This window comes from Tenacibaculum todarodis (genome assembly GCF_001889045.1).
Classification (GTDB): Bacteria; Bacteroidota; Bacteroidia; order Flavobacteriales; family Flavobacteriaceae; genus Polaribacter; species Polaribacter todarodis.
Genome location: NZ_CP018155.1, coordinates 48417 through 69741, shown reverse-complemented (window position 1 = coordinate 69741; position 21325 = coordinate 48417). Strand labels below are relative to the sequence as shown.

Sequence of the window (21325 nt, the reverse complement as noted above, 5' to 3'; positions counted from 1 at the left end):
TTATTTAGCTCTTTCTAGGATTTCTACTAATCTCCAACGTTTAGATTTACTCATAGGACGTGTTTCCATAATCCTAACTGTATCTCCTTCGTTGCAATCATTCTGTTCGTCGTGTGCAACATACTTTTTCGTCTTTAATACGAATTTACCGTACATTGGGTGCTTTACTCTCTTTACTTCTGCAACAACAATAGATTTCTCCATTTTGCTACTAGAAACAACACCTATTCTCTCTTTTCTAAGATTTCTTTTTTCCATCTTTAAAATTGACTATAGAATTATTGTAATTCTCTTTTGGTTAATTCTGTTGCAATTCTTGCAACCGATTTTCTTAAGCTTCTTAACTCCAAAGGATTTTCTAATGGAGTAATGGCGTGAGCCATCTTAAGATCCGAATAATTTTTCTTCAACGCTCCAAGCTTTTCTTGTAAGTCAGCTGCAGATAATTCTTTAATTTCTGATTGTTTCATATCTATTAGAATTAAGCGTTAATATCAAAATCTCTTGCGATAACAAACTTCGTTCTTACAGGAAGTTTTTGTGCAGCTAAACGTAAGGCTTCTTTTGCTACATCAATTGGCACTCCACCAATTTCGAACAAAACTCTACCTGGTTTAATTACTGACACAAAATGGTCTGGTGCTCCTTTACCTTTACCCATACGAACCTCTAAAGGTTTTTTGGTAATAGGCTTGTCTGGAAATATTTTAATCCAAAGCTGACCTTCTCTTTTCATGTGACGAGTTGCCGCAATACGAGCTGCCTCTATTTGACGAGAAGTAAGAAGGTTCTGATCTAAAGATTTAATCCCAAACATTCCGTTAGAAAGTTGAGTTCCTCTACCAGAGTTACCATTCATATTCCCTTTCGCCTTTTGTACCTTACGGTATTTTACTCTTTTTGGCTGTAACATTTTTAATTTCTTTTAAAAATTATTTTCTTCTGCGAGGTTGACGTTTAGAGTTACCACCACCTTTAGGACCACCTTTTTGTTTAGATAAACCTACTAATGGAGATAATTCACGTTTTCCATAAACCTCACCTTTCATAATCCATACTTTAATACCTAATCTTCCGTATTGTGTATGAGCTTCTACAAGTGCATAATCAATATCTGCTCTAAAAGTAGATAATGGAATTCTTCCTTCTTTATAGTGTTCAGAACGCGCCATTTCAGCTCCGTTTAAACGACCAGAAAGTTGGACTTTAATTCCTTCTGCATTCATTCTCATGGCTGCTTGAATAGCCATTTTAGTTGCACGCTTGTAAGAAATTCTATTTTCAATTTGACGAGCAATACTAGCTGCAACTAAATTTGCATCTACTTCTGGACGTTTAATTTCAAAAATATTAATTTGAACTTCTTTACTTGTAATTTTCTTAAGCTCTTCTTTTAACTTGTCTACCTCTTGACCACCTTTCCCAATAATAATACCAGGTCTTGCAGTAGTGATAGTAACGGTTACAAGTTTAAGCGTACGCTCAATAATTACACGAGAAACACTTGCCTTAAATAATCTAGCACGAACGTACTTTCTTATTTTATTATCCTCAGCTAATTTATCTCCGTAGTCATTTCCACCATACCAGTTAGATTCCCATCCTCTGATAATTCCTAAACGATTTCCTATTGGATTTGTTTTTTGTCCCATATCTACTTTGATTAATTGCTTTTAGTTTTAGTACCTAACTCTAAAGTAACGTGATTAGAACGCTTACGAATTCTGTGTGCACGACCTTGTGGAGCTGGTCTTAATCTTTTTAACATACCTGCGCTATCTACACAAATCGATTTTACGAATAATCCTGCATCTTCGATGCTTGCATCTTCATTTTTAGCTTGCCAGTTTGCAATTGCAGACATTAACAATTTCTCTAAATTACGTGATGCTTCTTTTGGACTAAACTTTAAGATTTGTAAAGCTTTTTCAACCTCTACACCTCTTACCTGATCTGCTACCAAACGCATTTTTCTTGGTGATGTAGGACAATTAGTTATTTTAGCGAAAGCTCTAGTCTTTCTAGCTTCTTTTAACTGTGTTGCCATGTTATGTTTACGACTTCCCATAATTTCCTACTTATTTTTTTCCTTTATTTTTTGCACCTGCATGTCCACGGAATGAACGTGTTGGTGAAAATTCTCCTAGTTTATGACCTACCATATTCTCTGTAACATATACAGGAACAAATTGACGTCCATTATGCACTGCTATTGTTTGCCCAACGAAATCTGGAGTAATCATACTTGCTCTTGACCAAGTTTTAATCACAGATTTGCTTCCAGCCTCAATACTAGCTTGCACTTTTCTATCTAATTTATAGTGAACGTAAGGTCCTTTTTTTAATGATCTTGCCATGGTTTATTTTTTTCTACGTTCTATAATATACTTATTACTCGCTTTGGTCTTAGATCTTGTCTTATAACCTTTAGCAGGTATACCGTTACGAGATCTTGGATGCCCACCAGAAGCACGTCCTTCACCACCTCCCATTGGGTGATCAACTGGATTCATACGTACTGGGTTAGTTCTTGGTCTTCTACCTAACCATCTGCTTCTACCTGCTTTACCAGATACAAGTAATTGATGATCTGAATTAGATACAACTCCAATAGTTGCCATACAAGTTAACAAGATTAATCTTGTTTCACCTGAAGGTAACTTAACAGTTGCATACTTACCATCTCTTGCCATTAATTGAGCAAACGAACCTGCTGAACGAGCCATAACAGCTCCTTGACCTGGACGTAACTCTATACAAGAAATTGTAGTTCCTAAAGGTATATCACTTAAGTATAAAGCATTTCCAATTTCTGGAGTTGCTTCTCTACCTGAAACGATAGTTTGACCTACTTTTAATCCGTTTTGTGCAATTACATAACGTTTTTCTCCATCAGCATAAAAAACTAATGCAATAAATGCAGTACGATTTGGATCATACTCAATAGTTTTTACTGTTGCAGGAATACCTTGCTTATCTTTCTTAAAATCGATAATACGGTATTTTTGCTTATGACCACCACCTATATTACGTGTTGTCATACGTCCTTGACTGTTTCGACCTCCAGATCTTTTATTCGGTGCCAATAATGACTTCTCCGGCTTATCAGTAGTTATGGCGTCGAACCCATTTACTACTCTAAAACGCTGACCTGGTGTTACTGGTTTTAATTTTCTAACTGACATTTGTGTCTTTTTTCTTAAAGATTGTTATAAAAATCAATGCTTTCTCCTTCAGCTACTTGTACAATTGCTTTCTTGTATCCGCCAGTTAATCCTGTAACCATACCTTTTTTGGTAAATTTGGTCTTTCTTTCGATAGGATAATTCATGGTTTTTACCGAATTGATAGTTACTCCATAAGCAGCTTCAACAGCTCCTTTAATTTGTAACTTATTAGCTCTCTTATCTACTACAAAAGTAAAACGGTTAAATAACTCGCTGTCACTTGTAGCTTTTTCTGTAATAATAGGTTTTATTAAAATACTCATACCTTCTTATTTACTTAAATTAGATTCAATTCCTTCTAAAGAACCTTCAGAAATAACAACTTTGTTTGCATTTAATACATTGTAAGTGTTAATTCCTGTAGCGTTAACTACTTTAGAACCTTTTAAGTTACGAGATGATAAATACACGTTTGTGTTTTCATTACCTAAAACAAATAAAGATTTTTTAGCGTCTAAGCCTAATCCTTTTAATACACTAACAAACTCTTTAGTCTTTGGAGTTTCAAAATTGAAATCTTCAATTACTACTAAGTTGCTATCTTTTGCTTGAATACTTAAAGCAGACTTACGTGCTAAACGCTTTAAGTTTTTATTCAATTTGAAAGAATAATTACGTGGTCTTGGCCCGAACATACGTCCTCCACCTCTAAAAACTCCAGACTTGATAGAACCTGCTCTTGCAGTACCAGTTCCTTTTTGTTTTTTAATTTTTCTTGTACTTCCTGCTATCTCAGCTCTCTCTTTTGCTTTGTGAGTACCTTGACGCTGGTTAGCTAAATATTGCTTTACATCTAAGTATATAGCATGATCATTTGGCTCTATTCCGAATACCTCTTTAGAAAGTTCAACTTTCCTTCCAGTATCTTTTCCTGTAATATCTAAAACTGCTACCTTCATTATTTCTGAATAGTTACAAAAGCATTTTTGTGACCAGGAATTGCTCCTTTTACAACAAGTAAGTTCTTTTCAGCAACTACTTTTAATACTTTTAAGTTTTGAACTTTAATTGTGTCTCCACCCATACGACCTGCCATGCGCATTCCTTTGAATACTCTTGCAGGGTAAGATGCAGCACCAATAGAACCTGGTGCTCTTAAACGGTTATGTTGACCGTGAGTAGCTTGACCGACACCGGCAAAACCGTGACGCTTAACAACTCCCTGAAAACCTTTACCTTTTGAAACTCCAGATACATCTACGAATTCTCCTTCAGTAAAGTGATCTACTGAAATTGAATCTCCTAATTTGTACTCTTGATCAAATCCTTGAAATTCAACGACTTTCTTTTTTGCAGTTGTGCCAGCTTTTTTAAAGTGACCATCTAACGCTTTGTTAGAGCTTTTTGCTTTTTTGTCATCGAAACCAAGTTGTAATGCATTATATCCATCAACTTCTTCAGTTCTGACTTGGGTAACAACACAAGGACCTGCTTCTATAACGGTACAAGGAATATTCTTCCCGTTCTCGTCAAATAAGCTGGTCATCCCAATTTTTCTACCTATTAATCCAGACATTTGTTTAGATTTTAGACGTTAGATATTATAAATCCAGCGCGTCTATTAATAATTAATTGTTTGAAACTAATGTTTCATTTTTTCCTTTGGATTTATTCAAAAAAAAAGAGCGTAAAAATAATTTTCATGCTCTGAATATTATTTTACCGTTTTTCCTTCGCGAAACCCTCTGGACATGTTGTTTTTACTGATTATAAACTCAATAAAAACTTTACCCCGAACTAATTCGGAGTGCAAAAATATAAAAAACTTTCGGTTTAACAAAATTAAACCGAAAGTTAGATACTACTTAAACTTTAATTTCTACTTCTACTCCACTTGGTAATTCAAGTTTCATTAGCGCATCAATAGTCTTCGAAGAAGAACTATAGATATCTAACAAACGCTTGTAAGCAGATAATTGAAATTGTTCTCTAGATTTTTTGTTTACGTGTGGTGAACGTAATACAGTGAAAATCTTTTTATTTGTTGGTAATGGTATTGGTCCGTTAACTACAGCACCAGTACTTTTTACCGTCTTTACGATTTTTTCAGCAGATTTATCTACTAAATTGTAATCGTAAGACTTTAATTTTATTCTAATTTTTTGACTCATCTTAATCTATTTAGTAAATTATCCTTTAGCTTTTGCAATTACTTCCTCTGATACATTAGAAGGTGTTTCTGCATAGTGAGAAAATTCCATAGTAGAAGTTGCTCTACCAGAAGACATTGTTCTTAATGCTGTAACATATCCAAACATTTCTGATAATGGAACTGTTGCTTTTACAACTTTAGAACCTGCTCTATCTGACATATCAGATACTTGACCACGTCTTCTATTTAAATCTCCTACAATATCTCCCATGTTTTCCTCAGGAGTTAACACTTCTAACTTCATGATTGGCTCCATAATTTTAGCTCTTGCAGCTTTAGAAGCAGCTTTAAAGCCCATTTTTGCAGCTAATTCAAAAGATAATTGATCAGAATCCACAGGGTGGAAAGATCCATCTTTTAAAGTTACTTTCATAGAATCCATTTCATAACCTGCTAAAGGACCATTGTTCATAGCTTCTTTGAAACCTTTCTCTACAGAAGGAACAAATTCTTTAGGGACATTACCACCTTTAATAACAGATTCAAACTGTAAACCTTGTACACCTTCATCTGCTGGCTCCATTGTAAATACAATGTCAGCAAATTTACCACGTCCACCAGATTGTTTCTTGTAAACTTCTCTATGATCTGCAGAAGCAGTAATAGCTTCTTTGTACTCTACTTGAGGTTGACCTTCGTTAACTTCAACTTTAAATTCACGTTTTAAACGATCAACAATAATGTCTAAGTGCAACTCTCCCATTCCTGAGATAATAGTTTGCCCTGAAGCTTCGTCTGTTCTAACAGTAAATGTTGGATCTTCTTCAGCTAATTTTGCTAAAGACATACCTAATTTATCTACATCTGCTTTAGTTTTAGGTTCAACCGCAATACCAATTACTGGATCTGGGAAGTCCATAGATTCTAAAACTATTGGATGTTTTTCATCTGATAATGTATCTCCAGTTTTAATAGATTTAAAACCTACTGCTGCACCAATATCTCCTGCTTCGATATAATCAATAGCATTTTGCTTGTTAGCATGCATCTGATAGATACGAGAAATACGTTCTTTTTTACCTGAGCGGTTATTTAAAACGTAAGAACCTGCGTCTAAACGACCAGAATACGATCTAAAAAATGCTAAACGACCTACGAAAGGATCCGTAGCAATCTTAAATGCTAATGCTGCAAATGGTTCTTTTACATCTGGTTTACGAGAAATCTCTTCACCATTATCTGGGTTTGTACCTACAATTGCTTCCTTATCTAAAGGAGAAGGTAAATAACGACACACAGCATCTAATAAGAACTGAACACCTTTATTTTTAAATGCAGATCCACAAACCATAGGAATAATTGCCATATCCATTACAGCAGCTCTAAGTGCAGCATGCACTTCTTCTTCTGTAATAGAATCTTCATCTTCCATGAATTTTTCTAAAAGATTCTCATCATAACTTGCTACTTCTTCAATTAAAAGTGCACGGTACTTACGAGCTTCTTCTTTCATATCCTCAGGAATTTCGATAATATCGAAAGTTGCTCCTTGAGTTGCATCGTGCCATACGATAGCACGGTTTTTTACTAAATCAATAACACCTTTAAATTCGTCTTCGTCACCAATATTTAAAACGATTGGCACCGCGTTAGATTTTAACATGTCTTTTACTTGTTGACAAACTCCTAAAAAGTCAGATCCTTGACGGTCCATTTTATTAACGAAACCAATTCTAGGTACTTTATAATTATCAGCTAATCTCCAGTTAGTTTCAGACTGAGGCTCAACACCATCAACTGCACTAAACAAGAAAACTAAACCATCAAGAACTCTTAATGATCTATTTACTTCTACTGTAAAATCAACGTGACCTGGAGTATCAATAATATTAAAGTGATATCCTTTAGTTTCTGGAGTTGCTTCTCCATTTTCTAATGGAAACTTCCACTCACAAGTTGTAGCTGCAGAAGTAATTGTAATACCTCTTTCTTGCTCTTGCTCCATCCAGTCCATTGTAGCTGCACCATCATGTACTTCACCAATTTTATGTGAAACACCTGTATAGTACAATACACGTTCTGTTGTTGTTGTTTTTCCTGCATCAATATGTGCAGCAATACCAATATTTCTTGTAAATTTTAAATCTCTAGCCATTTCTTAGAATCTAAAGTGTGAGAATGCTTTGTTTGCTTCAGCCATCTTATGCGTATCTGTACGCTTTTTTACCGCTGCACCTTCTTCTTTAGCTGCTGCTAAAACTTCTGCTGCCAAACGTTGAGCCATTGTTTTCTCGTTACGCTTACGTGTGTAAGTGATCATCCATTTAATTGCCATAGATACTTTACGATCCGGGCGAATTTGCATTGGAATCTGGAATGTTGCTCCACCAACACGACGAGATCTTACTTCTACGTGAGGCATTACATTAGATAAACCTTCTTTCCAAATTTCTAGTGCTGACTTCTCTTCGTCAGTCTTTTTTTCTTCTACGATATCCATTGCATCGTAAAATACTTTAAAAGCTACAGATTTCTTACCGTCCCACATTAAGTTGTTTACAAAACGTGTAACTAACTGGTCGTTAAACCTTGGATCTGGTAAAAGCTCTCTTTTTTTCGCTTTTCTTTTTCTCATGTCTTTACATTAAAAAAGTTAATTAATTTTAGTTATTAATACCTACGTACCTTTAACCTCTTTTTACTTCTTTGGGCGTTTAGCTCCGTATTTTGATCTACGTTGCGTTCTTCCTTCAACTCCTGCAGTATCTAAAGCTCCACGTACTACGTGATACTTTACACCTGGTAAGTCTTTTACCCTTCCACCTCTAACTAATACTATCGAGTGCTCTTGTAAGTTATGTCCTTCACCGCCAATATATGCGTTGATCTCGTTACCATTTGTTAACCTTACACGCGCTACTTTACGCATTGCTGAGTTAGGTTTCTTTGGTGTTGTAGTATATACACGAGTACAAACTCCACGACGTTGTGGACAACTTAATAAAGCGGCCGATTTACTCTTCTTAGTTATTTTGGTTCTTCCTTTACGAACTAATTGTTGAATAGTTGGCATACTAAATTGTTGCTAATTTTCGTTCTACTTAAATCTTTTTTCTCTTAATTATAAGAGTGCGCAAATGTACAACTAATATCCAATTAAGCAAATATCAGGTAGTTATTTTTTTAAAATGATTTTTCAACAATAAAAAACACATATAAAAAGAAGTGTTTCAAAAACGATAATTCCTCTGTAATTGCCTTTTTTGATAGCTTTGATTTAGTACATTTACCAATAATTTTCACCTTATTACTTTTCCTTTTGACAAAAAAAATAATAACATATATATGTATAACTTTTTTTTCAACAACTTTTAACGGAGTTTTTGGACAAGAATTATTATTGAAAATTAAAGCAAAAGACAGTTTAAACAACATCTTTTTAAAACAAGTAGTTTTTACAGAAAATCAACAATCAGAAAAAGACATATATAATGAAGTAAATGTTATCTCAGAAAAACTAAAGCAATTTGGTTACTTTTTAAACTCTATAGATAACATACAGAAAAAGGATACTATTTACACTTCCCACTTCACCCTAGGTAACAGAACAGAAAAGGCCTTTATAAAACTAATCGACAACAAAGAACTAATTAACAAAGCTTATTTAACTAAAAATGACACTGCAATTATATCAATTGAACAACTACCTTCGCTTCTCACATCCATATCCAATAAGTTAGAAAATAGCGGAAAATCTTTTTCAGAAGTTAAATTAAAAAACATTCAACTTAAAGAAAACTTCTTATATGCTGATTTAGATATTTATAAATCAAAAGAAAGAACAATTAATAAAATTGTAGTTAAAGGATATGATCAATTTTCTAAACCTCAGTTAAAGCGTTTTCTAAATTTAAAGAAGGAAACTGTTTTCAATCAACAAAAAATAGAAGAAATTTCTTCTACAATTAATTCTTTAGATTTTATTTCAGAAATTAAACCACCCGAGATTTTATTTAGCAAAGACTCCACCTCATTATACATCTATTTAAAAGAGGAAAAAACGAACAGTTTTGATGGCTTATTAAATTTTGCTTCAAAAGAAAACGGAAAAGGCTTACTTTTTAACGGTCATTTAGATTTAAAATTAAATAACATTTTACACACTGGAGAACAATTCAAATTATTTTGGAAAGCAAGTGGAGAGGAAAGACAAGAGTTTAAATTAACAACAGAGATACCTTATATTCTTAATTCTCCTTTTACACCAGACTTATCTTTTTCTATATATAAACAAGACTCCACTTTTTTAAGCACAAGATTCCACACAGGTTTAAAATACAACATAAAACCTAGAATGAATATAGCAATAACTTATGATTCTGAAACATCAGAAAACACACTTCAAAACAACAATAATGAATCCGTTAAAGATTTTGAAAACACTTTTATTGGAGGTCAGTTCACTTATCGAAAACCAAATAACGATACTTTCTACAATGATAAACTTCTAATAAGATTAAACCCTTCATTTGGTTACAGAAATACTGAAAACACCAAAACAAATCAATTTAAAATAAATATTGAAGCATCCTATCTATGGAACATAAACACCAGAGGCTCAATTTATATAAGAAACGAAACAGGATACTTAAATTCAGACAATTTCATTGACAATGAATTATATAGAATTGGAGGAGCAAATTCTATTAGGGGCTTTAATGAACAGAGCATTTTTACATCTCAATTCAGTTATCTAAACATAGAATACCGATATTTAACTTCTCAAAAGTCTTATTTATATTCTATTACAGACTTCGGAAGCGTAAAAAGTTCAAATTCTACTAATGAAAATTTGTATGGGTTAGGTTTTGGTTATTTATTTAAAATTAAGAATTCTCAAATAAATCTTGGCTATGTATTAGGAAAAACTTCGAGCCAAAACTTTGACTTTAACCAATCTAAACTAATTATAACCTTTTTGAGTTATTTTTAACTTAATAACTTTAGTCTTAAATTAAAACAAAAACTTACAGGAAAAACATCTTTTTTTACATTTAATTAACAATTTGGTTGGTTATTTAAGATTAAATTAAGAATTTAGCACTAAATAATTCAAACAATTTAATATGAAAACAAAGTTTAAAGGAATTTTGACGCTATTATTAGCGTTCATTGTGCATACCTCATTCGCACAAGACAGAACTGTTTCCGGAACAGTATCTGACAGCACAGGTGGTTTACCTGGTGTTGGAGTATTAATTAAAGGTACAACTCAAGGAGTTGAAACAGATTTTGATGGAAAATACTCTATTAAAACAAAAACAGGAGCTACATTAATTTTTAGCTATGTAGGAATGAAAACTGTTGAAAAAACCGTTACAGCATCAGGCATGATAAACATTATTATGCAAGATGATGAAAACGTTCTTGATGAAGTAGTAGTAACTGCACTAGGTATCTCAAGAGACAAAAAATCTCTAGGATACTCAACTCAAAAAGTAGGTGGTGAAGAATTAACTACAAACAAAAGTGGTAATTTTGCGAATGCTCTTTCAGGTAAAGCCTCAGGTATCCAAATTAGAAAGAACAATAATATGGGAGGTTCTACTAACGTAGTTATTCGTGGTAACGCTTCATTAACTGGTAGTAACCAGGCTTTATTTGTAATTGACGGTGTACCAATCAACAACACAAATACAAACTCTGCAGGTCAAGGTCAAGCAGTTGGTGGATATTATGACTATGGTAACGCGGCTTCAGATATTAACCCTGAAGACATTGAATCTATAAACGTTCTTAAAGGTGCAGCTGCATCTGCGCTATATGGTTCTAGAGCTGCTAATGGTGTAATCATGATTACAACTAAAAAAGGAAAAAATTCTAAAGGAATAGGAGTAACTATTAACTCTGGAGCTACCTTCGGCTCAATTGATAAAAGTACTTTTGCTAAATACCAAACAAAATACGGTGCTGGTTATGGGCCATATTATGACGGACCTGGAAGTCACTGGTTCTTAGAAGATATTACAGGGGATGGAAATGACGACCAAGTAGTACCTTACCAAGAAGACGGTTCTTATGGTGCTGCTTTTGATGGTAGCCTTGTGTATCAATGGGATTCTTTTGACCCAGATTCACCAAATTACAGAACAGCTACACCTTGGGTAAACGCTGCTAATGGACCAATTTCATTTTTTGAAACTCCGGTTACATTATCAAACTCAGTTTCATTAGATAAATCTTTTGATGAAGGAACATTCAGATTAAACTACACAAAATTTGAGCAAACAGGTTTAATGCCTAATAGCTCTATTGATAAACACAACATATCAATGACTGGTAGCTTTAAGCTAAATGAAAAACTAACAGCTACAGGATATGCTAATTACATAAAAACAAGTGGTCTAGGGCGTAACTCTACCGGGTATGGTGACAACATCATTTCTAACTTTAAGCAATGGTGGCAAACAAATGTTGATTTAAAACAACAAAAAGACATCTATTTTGCAACAAAAAGAAATGTAACATGGAACCCTGCAACAGCTGACGCTGGATCGGCTCCAATTTTCTGGGACAACCCATATTGGAATAGATATGAAAATTACCAAAATGATTCAAGAAATCGTTTTATTGGTAACATTTCATTAAACTACGTATTAACTGATTGGTTAAACATAACTGGTAGAATTGCTACAGATACATATTCTGAAATTCAAGAAGAAAGAAGAGCTGTAGGAAGTGTTGCTTCAAGTTTTGGTGTAACAAGAGCTAATGAGACTTCTGGTTACGGAAGAAGAAACATAAGTAATACTGAAACAAATTATGATTTAATGTTTAACTTCGATAAAGATTTGAGTGATAAATTAAATCTAAAAGGTGTAATAGGTACAAATATTAGACGAAATCACTTACAAACTATCTATGCTTCAACAGCAGGTGGATTAATTGTTCCAAGATTATACTCTTTACAAAACACTGTTAACGCAAACCCAAGACCAGTTGAAAGAGATGAAAAAATTGGTGTAGATGGTATATACGCTAGTGCTTCTTTAGGATATGATGACACTTACTTCTTTGACGCAACAATAAGAAGAGATCATTCTTCTACTTTACCTGAAGACAATAGTTCATTTTATTACCCTTCATTTGCAGGTAGTTTTGTTTTCTCAAAATTATTAACTGATCAAGATTGGCTATCTTTTGGTAAATTAAGAGCTAACTATGCAGAGGTAGGTAACAGTGCTCCATTTGATTTCTTACAAGACACATATGTTATTAAAGATGATAGAGGAACTTCTGTAGCAAACACTAAAAAGAACCTAGATTTAAAACCAGAAACAACAACAAGTTTTGAAGCTGGTATAGAGATGAAGTTATTCAAAAACAGATTAGGTTTTGACTTTGCATACTACAAAAACAACTCTATAGACCAAATTTATGGTGTCCCAACAACAACATCTACAGGTTACTCTTCAAAAGTATTAAATGCTGGAGAAATTCAAAATCAAGGTGTAGAATTATCTATTTCTGGAACACCTATTAAAACAGATGACTTTAGCTGGAAAGCTAATGTAAACTGGTCTAAAAATAAAAGTAAAGTTTTATCTTTAGCTGACGGTATTACCAACTTACAATTAGGAGATTTTCAAGGAGGTGTTACAATTAACGCTACAGTAGGACAACCATATGGTGTTATTCAAGGTACAGATTACACTTACTTAAATGGAGAAAAAGTTGTTGATGAATCAAATGGACAATACATTGCAACTGGTACTTCTGACCAAGTAATTGGAGACACTAATCCAGATTGGTTAATGGGTATTTCAAATACTTTTAAGTATAAAAACTTTTCATTAAGTTTCTTAATCGATATACAACAAGGTGGAAGCATTTTCTCTTTAGATCAATACTATGGTTTAGCTACTGGTTTATATGCAGAAACAGCTTTTACTAACGATTTAGGAAACCCTGTAAGAAACTCTCTTGCAAATGGTGGTGGATTTATTAACCCTGGTGTTAATCCAAACGGAAACGCAAATACAACTCGTATAAACGCTGAGAGATTTGGAGCTTTTGGATATAGAAGAGGCTTACCTAACTCTGCATTTGTATACGATGCAAGTTTTGTTAAATTAAGAGAATTAGCTATTACTTATAATTTTTCTCAAAAAATTATAGACAAATCTTTCTTAACTGGAGGTTCTGTTAGCTTTACAGGATCTAATTTATGGATTATTCATAAAAACCTTCCACATGCAGATCCAGAGTCTGGATTATCGGCAGGAAACTTACAAGGATATTCTGTAGGTTCTTTGCCTACAACTAGAGATTTTGGTTTTAACATTAAATTACAATTCTAAAAAATAAAAAAATGAAAAAAATATTAATAATACTTGCAGCAGTGCTTCTTGCTTCATGTTCTGACAACTTAGAAAAGTTAAACCAGAACATTAAAGATCCTGCTACTGTTTCTGGTGAAAGTTTATTTACTGGAGCGCAAAAAAGTTTAGTAGATCAAGTAGTAGATTTAAACGTAAATAACAACAACACTAAACTGTGGGCACAATACTTACAAGAAACTACTTACACAGATGAAAGTAATTACGATCAAGTAACTCGTACTATACCAAAAAGTCATTGGGATGTACTATATAGAGATGTTTTAAAAGATTTAGATGAATCTAAAAAAATTATAACAGAAACCACATATGCTTTACCTAGTGATCAAGCAACAAAAGCTAATAAACTTATTGTAAACGAAATATTAACAGTTTACACATACGCACTATTAGTTGAAACCTTTGGAAACGTTCCTTACACTGAGGCTTTAGATATCAATAATTTATTACCAAAATATGATGACGGATTAACAGTGTATAAAGATCTTATTGTTAGACTAACAGCAGCAATAAACGCATTAGACACAAGTAATGGAAGTTTTGACAGTTCATCTGATTTCCTTTACAGTGGAGATACAAATTCTTGGAAAAAATTTGCTGCTTCTTTAAAATTAAGAATGGGAATTTTATTGTCTGATGTAGATAATGGTTTAGCAAAATCTACAGTTGAAGATGCTGTTGCATCAGGAGTATTTACTAGCAATGCAGATAATGCAGATTATACATACTTATCAGCTGCTCCAAACACAAACCCAATACATGATAACTTAATTTTAAGTGGACGTAGAGATTTTGTAGCTGGTAAAACAATAATAGATATGATGAATACATTAGGTGACTACAGAAGAGCACAATACTTTACAGAAATAAGTGGCGGTGGTTATCTTGGTGGAACAATTGGATCAACTTCAGGTTACGCAGGTCACTCTCACGTGTCAGCTGTTGTTGAAGAAGCAACTACACCTGGTGTTCTTTTAGATTATGCTGAGGTAGAATTTTTACTTGCAGAAGCTGCAGCACGCACATTTGCTGTTGGCGGTACAGCTAAAAGTCATTATGATGCTGGAATAATGGCATCTTTCGCAGATTGGGGAGCCTCTTCTACTGATGCAACTTCTTACTTAGCACAACCTAATGTGGATTATGCTACGGTATTAGGAGCAAGTACAGCAACAACACCTTGGAAAGAAGTTATTGGTAATCAAAAATGGATTGCCTTATACAATAGAGGTTTAGAAGCTTGGACTTCAATTAGATTATTGGATTTCCCTGTAATGGCTACACCAACTGATGCAGTATCAGGTTATCCAAACAGATACACTTATCCAGTAATAGAGCAAACTCTTAACGGAGCAAATTACACAACAGCAGCATCAGCTATTGGAGCAGATACAGCTGAACAAAAATTATTCTGGGACATGTTCTAAGAATTTTTAAGTAATTCAATTCTAAAAGCATTCTACTAATCATTTAGTAGAATGCTTTTCTATTTAACCACAATATTAACAGAATATTAAGTTATTTTTACATTTTTATGTTAAAAAAGTTGCCGCATTAAGATAAATTTAAGATTTTAGCGCCTAATTAATTCAAATAATTATACAATGAAGACAAAGTTTAATGGAATTTTAACGCTATTACTAGCGTTGGTTGTGCAGATTTCGTTTGCACAAGAAAGGACTATTTCCGGTACTGTATCTGATGATTCAGGCCCTTTACCAGGAGTAACCGTATTAAAAAAAGGAACTACATCTGGAACAGAAACAGACTTTGATGGTAACTATACTATTAAAGCTAAAACTGGAGATGTTTTAGTATTTAGTTTTGTAGAAATGAAAACAGTAGAAAAAACTGTTGGAGCTTCTAATAAAATTAATTTAAAAATGGTTAATGATAACCAACTTGAAGAAGTTGTTATCTTAGGGTATAGCTCTAGAACAAAAAATGAGTTAACAGGTAATTTAGTAACATTAAAAGCTGATGAAATAGCTAACGTACCAGTTTTATCTGTTGATCAAGCTTTACAAGGTAAAGTAGCAGGTTTACAAATATCTAGTACATCTGGTACTCCAGGTGCAGTACAAGATATTAGAATCCGTGGTGCTGGTTCTTTAACAGCTAGTAATTCACCTTTATATGTAATAGATGGTGTACCAGTAGTATCTGCAGATTTCTCAGGAAGTACAAGTAGTAGTTCATTAAGTTCTTTAGTATCTTTAAACAGTAAAGACATTGCTAGTATGACTGTACTTAAAGATGCATCTGCAACCGCAGCATATGGAGCAAGAGGATCTAATGGTGTAATTTTAATTACTACAAAAAGAGGTAAACAAGGTAAAGCTAAATTTAGCTTTTCAAGCTCTGTTGGTTTCCAAAATGAAGCAAGAAATGAAAGAAGATCATTAAACGCTGCAGAAAGAAGAGAGTTATTAGTAGAATCTGTATACAATTGGGCTGGTCCAGTATTTGGTTGGAATAACTTGCAACAAGCTGATGATTATACTATAGCTACTAATAGAGGTAGTATTAATAGTTGGGACGGAGTTACAGAACATAATTGGGGAGATTTAGTTGCAAATAAAGATGCAATGGTAAAAGACTACAACTTATCTGTTTCTGGAGGTTCAGAAAACACAAATTACTACATGTCTTTAGGATACAACAAAACAGAAATGTTAGTTATTGGAGATCCATTTAAAAGAATTTCTGGTTCTTTAAATATAAACACCAAATTAAGAGATAATTTGAAATTGAATCAGACTATTAATGTTTCTAACTCATTTCAAAATCCTGTATTAGAATTAGGTACTTTCTTCGGAAATCCTTTTTTAACAAGATATTACATGAATCCATTCTTTAGCCCATATAACGAAGATGGAACATATAACATTACTGACATAGGTTCATTACATAATACATTATACAGAAATGAAAATGATGTAAAATATAATAAACTAACAAGAATGGGTAGTAATACAAAAATTGACTACGAGTTTATTGAAAACTTAACATTCTCTACTAGAATTGGTTTAGACTTTGTTTTATCTGAATATAAATCTTATAATAACAGACACAATGGTGATGGAATTTCTACAAACGGTAGTGTTGATGTTTCTGATGAAAAAAACTTCAACTATGTAATTCAAAATTCGTTAAACTACAAGTTTAACATAGATAACCACAATTTTGATGTAACTGCATTATTTGAATACCAAAAAAACCAGAACAACTACTTATATGGTTATGGTGAAAACTTTCCAACTGATGGATTAACAAACATTTCAAGTGCTGGTGCAAACTATGACGCTAGTAATAGTTTTTCTGATTGGATAAATGTTTCTTACTTAGGTATGGTAAACTATAACTATGATCAAAAGTATATTTTAGATGCTACATTTAGAAGAGAAGGTTCTTCTAGATTTGGAACTGGTCACCGTTTCGGAAACTTTGGTTCTGTTGGTGCTGCTTGGAATTTACATAACGAAGATTTCTTAGAAGACACAAAATTTAACTCTTTAAAAATAAGAGGTTCTTGGGGTATAACAGGTAACTCTGGTATTGGATTAAATTCATACCAAGCATTATTATCTTATGATGCAGATTATGCTGGAAACGGAGCTGCTTACCCAAGTCAATTAGGTAACCCTATTTTAGCATGGGAAAAAGGTGAAACTTATGATGTAGGTGTAGACTTTGGATTATATAACAATAGACTTAGTGGTAGTGTTTCTTACTATAACAGAAGAACTTTTGACTTATTACAAGATGTACCATTACCTCCAATAACTGGACATGCTTCTCAAACAGCAAATATTGGAGAAGTAGTAAATAAAGGTATTGAAGCTGAATTAAGTTATGACATTATTAGTAATGATGACTTATTATGGTCTGTATCTGCAAACTACGGTTCAGTAGACAACAAAGTAACAAAATTAGCTAAAAACTCTATTGGTGAAGATATTGACCCGTTAGCAGGTAGTGTATATAAATCTACTGTAGTTGGTTTACCTGTATCAGGTTGGAACATGCCTACTTGGGCTGGTGTAGATCCTGCAACTGGTTCTCCATTATGGTTTACTGACGGTGTTAGTGGAGCTGTAACTTCAAAATATGGTGATGCTGCTAGAGTTTATCAAGGAGCTAGTGCATTACCTACATATAATGCTGGTATATCTACTCATTTAAAATATAAAAATGTATTCTTAGATGCTTCTATATACTTAACTGGTGGAAACAAGATATATGAACAATATGCTCAGCACTATTTTAGAACAAATAGTTTTACATTAAATAGTTATAATGGTGTTTCTGAACTTTTAGATAGATGGCAACAACCAGGTGATATAACTGATGTTCCAAAATTGGATTATGGAGGAGCAGATGATTTCCACAGAACAAGTTCAAGACACTTATATGATGGTGATTACATTCGTTTAAGAGATGTAACAATTGGATATGAAATTCCAAGAAGTGCTTTAGAAAATGTAGGAATAGAATCTGTAACTCTTACAGCTAAAGGAACTAACTTATACACATGGGTAAAAGATAGTGGATTAAAATTAGATCCAGAAGTACAAGCTACTGGTTACACTACTTTAACAACACCTCCGGTAAAGTCTATAGTATTTGGTATTAACGTTAATTTTTAAGAAAAAATGAAAAAAATAATTTATTTTATTGCTACAGTTGTACTTTTAACAAGTATGGTAGCATGTAACGATGAGGATCTAAATCCTACATTAACTGAAGATAAAGATTTAGAAACCAATATTAGTACTTACGAGGATGTCGTAGCTCTATTAAATGGTGCCTATAACCGTATCTCTAGTGGATCATATTACGGAAGAGACTACATTATAATTAATGAAGTAAGAACTGATAATACATATTCTAATGCAAATTCAAATAGATTTGTAGAAGAAGGGAGAATGAACATTTTACCAACTGCATCTAACGGGGCTTGGTCTCAAATTTATAGAGTAATAGCAGTTGCAAATGCTTTAATACAAGCTGAAGGTGTATCGGGTGATGCTGCGTTAATAAATCATGCTAAAGGTCAAGCATACGCTATGCGTGCATTAGGACATTTTGATTTAGTTAAGTTATATGGTCAGCAACACGTTAGTGGAGGAGACAATACTTTAGGTGTACCTTATGTAACTACATATAGAAACCCTGATAATTATTTCCAATCAAGAAATACGGTTGCAGAGGTTAAAACTTTAGCTTTACAAGATTTAGATACTGCTCTTTCATTAATGAGCGCTAGTTTAAATGATGCAAGTAAACAAACAATTACAACACACGCGGTTAATGCTATAAAAGCAAAAATTGCATTGTATTTCGGAGACTTGCCAACAGCTAGAGATGCAGCATTAAAAGTAATTAATTCAAATGCTTTTACTATTGCCTCTGCTTCTGGATTTGCATCTACATTTAGTACTGACTCAGCATCAAACTCAATATTTGAAATTGCTGCTTCTGGTACAGATAATTTAGGAATTAATGGTTTAGCAAATATTTATAGAGGTGCTTCTTATGGAGATATCGCTGTATTACAAGATTTAAAAGACACTTATGACTCTAATGATATTAGAGGAGGTAGTCAATTTATTTCTACTGTAGGTGGTTTTATAAGAAATGTTGGAAAATATCCTACAATGGGTACTTTTGACGACAACATCTCTGTAATTAGATATGAAGAAGTTGTATTAATCTATGCTGAATCAATCATAGCTGAAAATCCAACTTTAGCATTAACACATTTAAATAGTATTCCTCAAAATAGAAATGCTGTAACTTATCCTGTAGCAACACAAACTAATGTTTTAGTAGAAAGAAGAAAAGAGTTTGCCTTTGAAGGTATGCGTTTTCATGATTTAGCTAGAACTGGGAAAGATATTCCATTAGTAGATGCTATTAACCAAACTCATGGTGGACCTGCTTACGGTAGTTTTAACTTTGCATACCCAATTCCTAATGAAGAGGCTGGAGTAAATGCAAATGTTGTACAGAACTTTGGATATTAATATAAAAACAAAACAATCATGAAAAAATATTTATCACTTTTAGTTCTTTCGATTGCTTTTTTCACCTTTACAAGTTGTGAAGATGATAGCAATGCGACAATTCAAAATATAGATTTCGTTTCTTTTGAAACAGAAAGCTTTAATTTTGGTGTTGATATTGATGGAGCAAACACAAATGAATTTAATGTATATACTTCTAAAGTAACAGGAGCAGATAGAACATATTCAATTACAGTTAATGAGTCATTATCAACAGCAGATCCAGCATCATATACTGTACCTGCTTCTATAGTTGTTCCAAGTGGTTCTAATACGGCTTCTTTTCCTATTGAAATTAAAGATTTAAATATCGGTTCAGATGGAAAAACTTTAGTAGTTGAATTTGCTGAACAAGATGGTATAAGTACGGGTAAAGAAATGATATTAAACATATCTCAAATTTGTCCTCTTAATGATGTGAAATTTAGCATGGTATTAGATAGCTGGCCAGAAGAAGTTTACTGGAGATTAAGTGACTCTGCAGGAAACATTATTGGTACAAGTAGTGCAACACCAGGTTTCGGTGGTTATGCAGGAATGTCTGGAAGCATTGCTTTAGATTTCTGTTTACCAAATGACACTTACTTATTTGAAGTATTTGATGGTTATGGTGACGGTGCAGGAGCAATTTCTATTTCTTTAGCAGATGGTACATCATTATTTAGTTCAGACGGTGCATATGGATCAGGAACATCTGGATCATTTACACTTTAAGAAATAATTTATAAATTATTATTAAAACCACCTTTCGAGGTGGTTTTTTTATGCCTAAACTTTACATACCTTTGCAACATGCAAAATGAAACAACAAATATTTTTGGAATAAGAGCAATTATAGAAGCAATAGAATCTGGCTCAACACTAAACAAGGTATATCTACAAAAAGGATTGCGTGGAGATTTGTTTTTTGAATTAGATAAACTAATTAAAAAAAACAAAATATCTGTAAGTCAAGTTCCAGTTGAAAAATTAGATAGATTATCAAAAAACAGTAATCATCAAGGAGCTGTTGCACAAATTTCTCAAATTGATTTTTACGATTTAGAGCAATTAATAGAAAAAACAAAAGAAGACAACAAAATTCCTTTATTTCTTTTATTAGATCAAATTTCTGATGTTAGAAATTTTGGCGCAATAATTAGAACTGCAGAATGTACTGGTGTGAATGGAATAATTATACAGAAAAGTGGTAGTGCTCCTGTAAATGCTGAGACAATTAAAACATCAGCTGGGGCTGCATTTAAAGTCCCTATTTGTAGAGTAGATCATATTAAAGATGCATTATATTTATTACAAGCTTCTGAAATTAAAACGGTTGCTGCAACAGAAAAAACTGAAGATTCAGTATTTGATATAAATTTTAATCAACCAATTGCAATTGTAATGGGATCTGAACATAGAGGTGTTAATCCATCTGTATTAAAAATGGTCGATTACAAAGCTAAACTTCCTTTGTTAGGTGATATAGGTTCTTTAAATGTATCTGTGGCTTGTGGTGCTTTTCTATATGAAAATGTAAGACAAAGAACAATAAAATAA

21 protein-coding genes are annotated in these 21325 nt (G+C 33.1%); 7 read left to right on the top strand and 14 right to left on the bottom strand.

Features of this window, described 5'->3' with window-relative positions; translation table 11 throughout:
* The 14 genes from rpsQ to rpsL all read right to left on the bottom strand — a co-directional run bounded on the left by rpsQ (position 1) and on the right by rpsL (position 8392).
* The gene (gene rpsQ / locus LPB136_RS00315; RefSeq protein WP_072554226.1) at positions 1-258 is read right to left on the bottom strand and encodes a 30S ribosomal protein S17; all 258 of its coding nucleotides are present in this window, start codon (positions 256-258) and stop codon (positions 1-3) included.
* Between the two features lie 20 nt (positions 259-278).
* Positions 279-470 carry a 50S ribosomal protein L29 gene (rpmC, locus tag LPB136_RS00310; RefSeq protein WP_072554225.1) on the bottom strand — a complete coding sequence of 64 codons (192 nt, stop codon included), beginning with the start codon at positions 468-470 and terminating at the stop codon, positions 279-281.
* Positions 471-481: 11 nt separating this feature from the next.
* Entirely contained in the window at positions 482-913 is a 432-nt protein-coding gene (rplP, locus tag LPB136_RS00305) for a 50S ribosomal protein L16 (RefSeq protein ID WP_072554224.1), read from the bottom strand.
* 19 nt (positions 914-932) lie between these two features.
* Positions 933-1652 carry a 30S ribosomal protein S3 gene (rpsC, locus tag LPB136_RS00300; protein WP_072554223.1) on the bottom strand — a complete coding sequence of 240 codons (720 nt, stop codon included), beginning with the start codon at positions 1650-1652 and terminating at the stop codon, positions 933-935.
* A gap of 11 nt (positions 1653-1663) precedes the next feature.
* A complete protein-coding gene (rplV, locus tag LPB136_RS00295) occupies positions 1664-2068 on the bottom strand; it encodes a 50S ribosomal protein L22 (protein ID WP_072554222.1) in 405 nt (134 codons plus the stop codon).
* 10 nt (positions 2069-2078) lie between these two features.
* Positions 2079-2357: a 30S ribosomal protein S19 gene (rpsS, locus tag LPB136_RS00290; protein WP_072554221.1), complete on the bottom strand. Its 279-nt coding sequence runs from the start codon at positions 2355-2357 to the stop codon at positions 2079-2081.
* A 3-nt stretch (positions 2358-2360) separates the two neighbouring features.
* A complete protein-coding gene (gene rplB, locus LPB136_RS00285) occupies positions 2361-3185 on the bottom strand; it encodes a 50S ribosomal protein L2 (RefSeq protein ID WP_072554220.1) in 825 nt (274 codons plus the stop codon).
* A gap of 14 nt (positions 3186-3199) precedes the next feature.
* The gene (rplW, locus tag LPB136_RS00280) at positions 3200-3490 is read right to left on the bottom strand and encodes a 50S ribosomal protein L23 (protein WP_072554219.1); all 291 of its coding nucleotides are present in this window, start codon (positions 3488-3490) and stop codon (positions 3200-3202) included.
* 6 nt (positions 3491-3496) lie between these two features.
* Positions 3497-4126: a 50S ribosomal protein L4 gene (rplD, locus tag LPB136_RS00275; RefSeq protein WP_072554218.1), complete on the bottom strand. Its 630-nt coding sequence runs from the start codon at positions 4124-4126 to the stop codon at positions 3497-3499.
* The gene (gene rplC, locus LPB136_RS00270; protein WP_072554217.1) at positions 4126-4743 is read right to left on the bottom strand and encodes a 50S ribosomal protein L3; all 618 of its coding nucleotides are present in this window, start codon (positions 4741-4743) and stop codon (positions 4126-4128) included. Before rplC ends, rplD begins: the two co-directional genes overlap by 1 nt.
* Before the next feature lie 289 nt (positions 4744-5032).
* Entirely contained in the window at positions 5033-5338 is a 306-nt protein-coding gene (gene rpsJ / locus LPB136_RS00265) for a 30S ribosomal protein S10 (protein WP_024740605.1), read from the bottom strand.
* Positions 5339-5356: 18 nt separating this feature from the next.
* Positions 5357-7474 (bottom strand): elongation factor G, encoded by a 2118-nt coding sequence (fusA, locus tag LPB136_RS00260; protein ID WP_072554216.1) that lies wholly within the window; start codon positions 7472-7474, stop codon positions 5357-5359.
* 3 nt (positions 7475-7477) lie between these two features.
* Positions 7478-7954 (bottom strand): 30S ribosomal protein S7, encoded by a 477-nt coding sequence (rpsG, locus tag LPB136_RS00255; protein WP_072554215.1) that lies wholly within the window; start codon positions 7952-7954, stop codon positions 7478-7480.
* A gap of 63 nt (positions 7955-8017) precedes the next feature.
* Positions 8018-8392, bottom strand: coding sequence for a 30S ribosomal protein S12 (gene rpsL / locus LPB136_RS00250; protein ID WP_072554214.1), 375 nt, complete (start codon positions 8390-8392; stop codon positions 8018-8020).
* Positions 8393-8638: 246 nt separating this feature from the next.
* On the opposite strand from rpsL, the gene LPB136_RS00240 reads away from it, so the two are divergent.
* The 7 genes from LPB136_RS00240 (at position 8639) to rlmB (ending at position 21325) form a co-directional block, all read left to right on the top strand.
* Positions 8639-10312, top strand: a complete 1674-nt coding sequence (locus LPB136_RS00240; RefSeq protein ID WP_162272271.1) for a POTRA domain-containing protein — start codon at positions 8639-8641, stop codon at positions 10310-10312.
* 133 nt (positions 10313-10445) lie between these two features.
* Positions 10446-13679: a SusC/RagA family TonB-linked outer membrane protein gene (locus LPB136_RS00235; RefSeq protein ID WP_072554211.1), complete on the top strand. Its 3234-nt coding sequence runs from the start codon at positions 10446-10448 to the stop codon at positions 13677-13679.
* An 11-nt stretch (positions 13680-13690) separates the two neighbouring features.
* Positions 13691-15145 (top strand): SusD/RagB family nutrient-binding outer membrane lipoprotein, encoded by a 1455-nt coding sequence (locus LPB136_RS00230; RefSeq protein WP_072554210.1) that lies wholly within the window; start codon positions 13691-13693, stop codon positions 15143-15145.
* Between the two features lie 177 nt (positions 15146-15322).
* Positions 15323-18367, top strand: coding sequence for a SusC/RagA family TonB-linked outer membrane protein (locus LPB136_RS00225; RefSeq protein ID WP_072554209.1), 3045 nt, complete (start codon positions 15323-15325; stop codon positions 18365-18367).
* A gap of 6 nt (positions 18368-18373) precedes the next feature.
* On the top strand, positions 18374-19747 hold the full coding sequence (locus LPB136_RS00220) for a RagB/SusD family nutrient uptake outer membrane protein (RefSeq protein WP_072554208.1): 1374 nt from the start codon (positions 18374-18376) through the stop codon (positions 19745-19747).
* 18 nt (positions 19748-19765) lie between these two features.
* Positions 19766-20500 (top strand): DUF1735 domain-containing protein, encoded by a 735-nt coding sequence (locus tag LPB136_RS00215; RefSeq protein WP_072554207.1) that lies wholly within the window; start codon positions 19766-19768, stop codon positions 20498-20500.
* A gap of 78 nt (positions 20501-20578) precedes the next feature.
* Positions 20579-21325, top strand: coding sequence for a 23S rRNA (guanosine(2251)-2'-O)-methyltransferase RlmB (gene rlmB / locus LPB136_RS00210; RefSeq protein ID WP_072554206.1), 747 nt, complete (start codon positions 20579-20581; stop codon positions 21323-21325).

Excerpts from the sequence above, each read along its gene's own strand:
- rpsQ (WP_072554226.1), bottom strand. The coding sequence starts at position 258 with ATGGAAAAAAGAAATCTTAGAAAAGAGAGAATAGGTGTTGTTTCTAGT.
- rpmC (WP_072554225.1), bottom strand. The coding sequence starts at position 470 with ATGAAACAATCAGAAATTAAAGAATTATCTGCAGCTGACTTACAAGAA.
- rplP (WP_072554224.1), bottom strand. The coding sequence starts at position 913 with ATGTTACAGCCAAAAAGAGTAAAATACCGTAAGGTACAAAAGGCGAAA.
- rpsC (WP_072554223.1), bottom strand. The coding sequence starts at position 1,652 with ATGGGACAAAAAACAAATCCAATAGGAAATCGTTTAGGAATTATCAGA.
- rplV (WP_072554222.1), bottom strand. The coding sequence starts at position 2,068 with ATGGGAAGTCGTAAACATAACATGGCAACACAGTTAAAAGAAGCTAGA.
- rpsS (WP_072554221.1), bottom strand. The coding sequence starts at position 2,357 with ATGGCAAGATCATTAAAAAAAGGACCTTACGTTCACTATAAATTAGAT.
- rplB (WP_072554220.1), bottom strand. The coding sequence starts at position 3,185 with ATGTCAGTTAGAAAATTAAAACCAGTAACACCAGGTCAGCGTTTTAGA.
- rplW (WP_072554219.1), bottom strand. The coding sequence starts at position 3,490 with ATGAGTATTTTAATAAAACCTATTATTACAGAAAAAGCTACAAGTGAC.
- rplD (WP_072554218.1), bottom strand. The coding sequence starts at position 4,126 with ATGAAGGTAGCAGTTTTAGATATTACAGGAAAAGATACTGGAAGGAAA.
- rplC (WP_072554217.1), bottom strand. The coding sequence starts at position 4,743 with ATGTCTGGATTAATAGGTAGAAAAATTGGGATGACCAGCTTATTTGAC.
- rpsJ (WP_024740605.1), bottom strand. The coding sequence starts at position 5,338 with ATGAGTCAAAAAATTAGAATAAAATTAAAGTCTTACGATTACAATTTA.
- fusA (WP_072554216.1), bottom strand. The coding sequence starts at position 7,474 with ATGGCTAGAGATTTAAAATTTACAAGAAATATTGGTATTGCTGCACAT.
- rpsG (WP_072554215.1), bottom strand. The coding sequence starts at position 7,954 with ATGAGAAAAAGAAAAGCGAAAAAAAGAGAGCTTTTACCAGATCCAAGG.
- rpsL (WP_072554214.1), bottom strand. The coding sequence starts at position 8,392 with ATGCCAACTATTCAACAATTAGTTCGTAAAGGAAGAACCAAAATAACT.
- LPB136_RS00235 (WP_072554211.1), top strand. The coding sequence starts at position 10,446 with ATGAAAACAAAGTTTAAAGGAATTTTGACGCTATTATTAGCGTTCATT.
- LPB136_RS00230 (WP_072554210.1), top strand. The coding sequence starts at position 13,691 with ATGAAAAAAATATTAATAATACTTGCAGCAGTGCTTCTTGCTTCATGT.
- LPB136_RS00225 (WP_072554209.1), top strand. The coding sequence starts at position 15,323 with ATGAAGACAAAGTTTAATGGAATTTTAACGCTATTACTAGCGTTGGTT.
- LPB136_RS00220 (WP_072554208.1), top strand. The coding sequence starts at position 18,374 with ATGAAAAAAATAATTTATTTTATTGCTACAGTTGTACTTTTAACAAGT.
- LPB136_RS00215 (WP_072554207.1), top strand. The coding sequence starts at position 19,766 with ATGAAAAAATATTTATCACTTTTAGTTCTTTCGATTGCTTTTTTCACC.
- rlmB (WP_072554206.1), top strand. The coding sequence starts at position 20,579 with ATGCAAAATGAAACAACAAATATTTTTGGAATAAGAGCAATTATAGAA.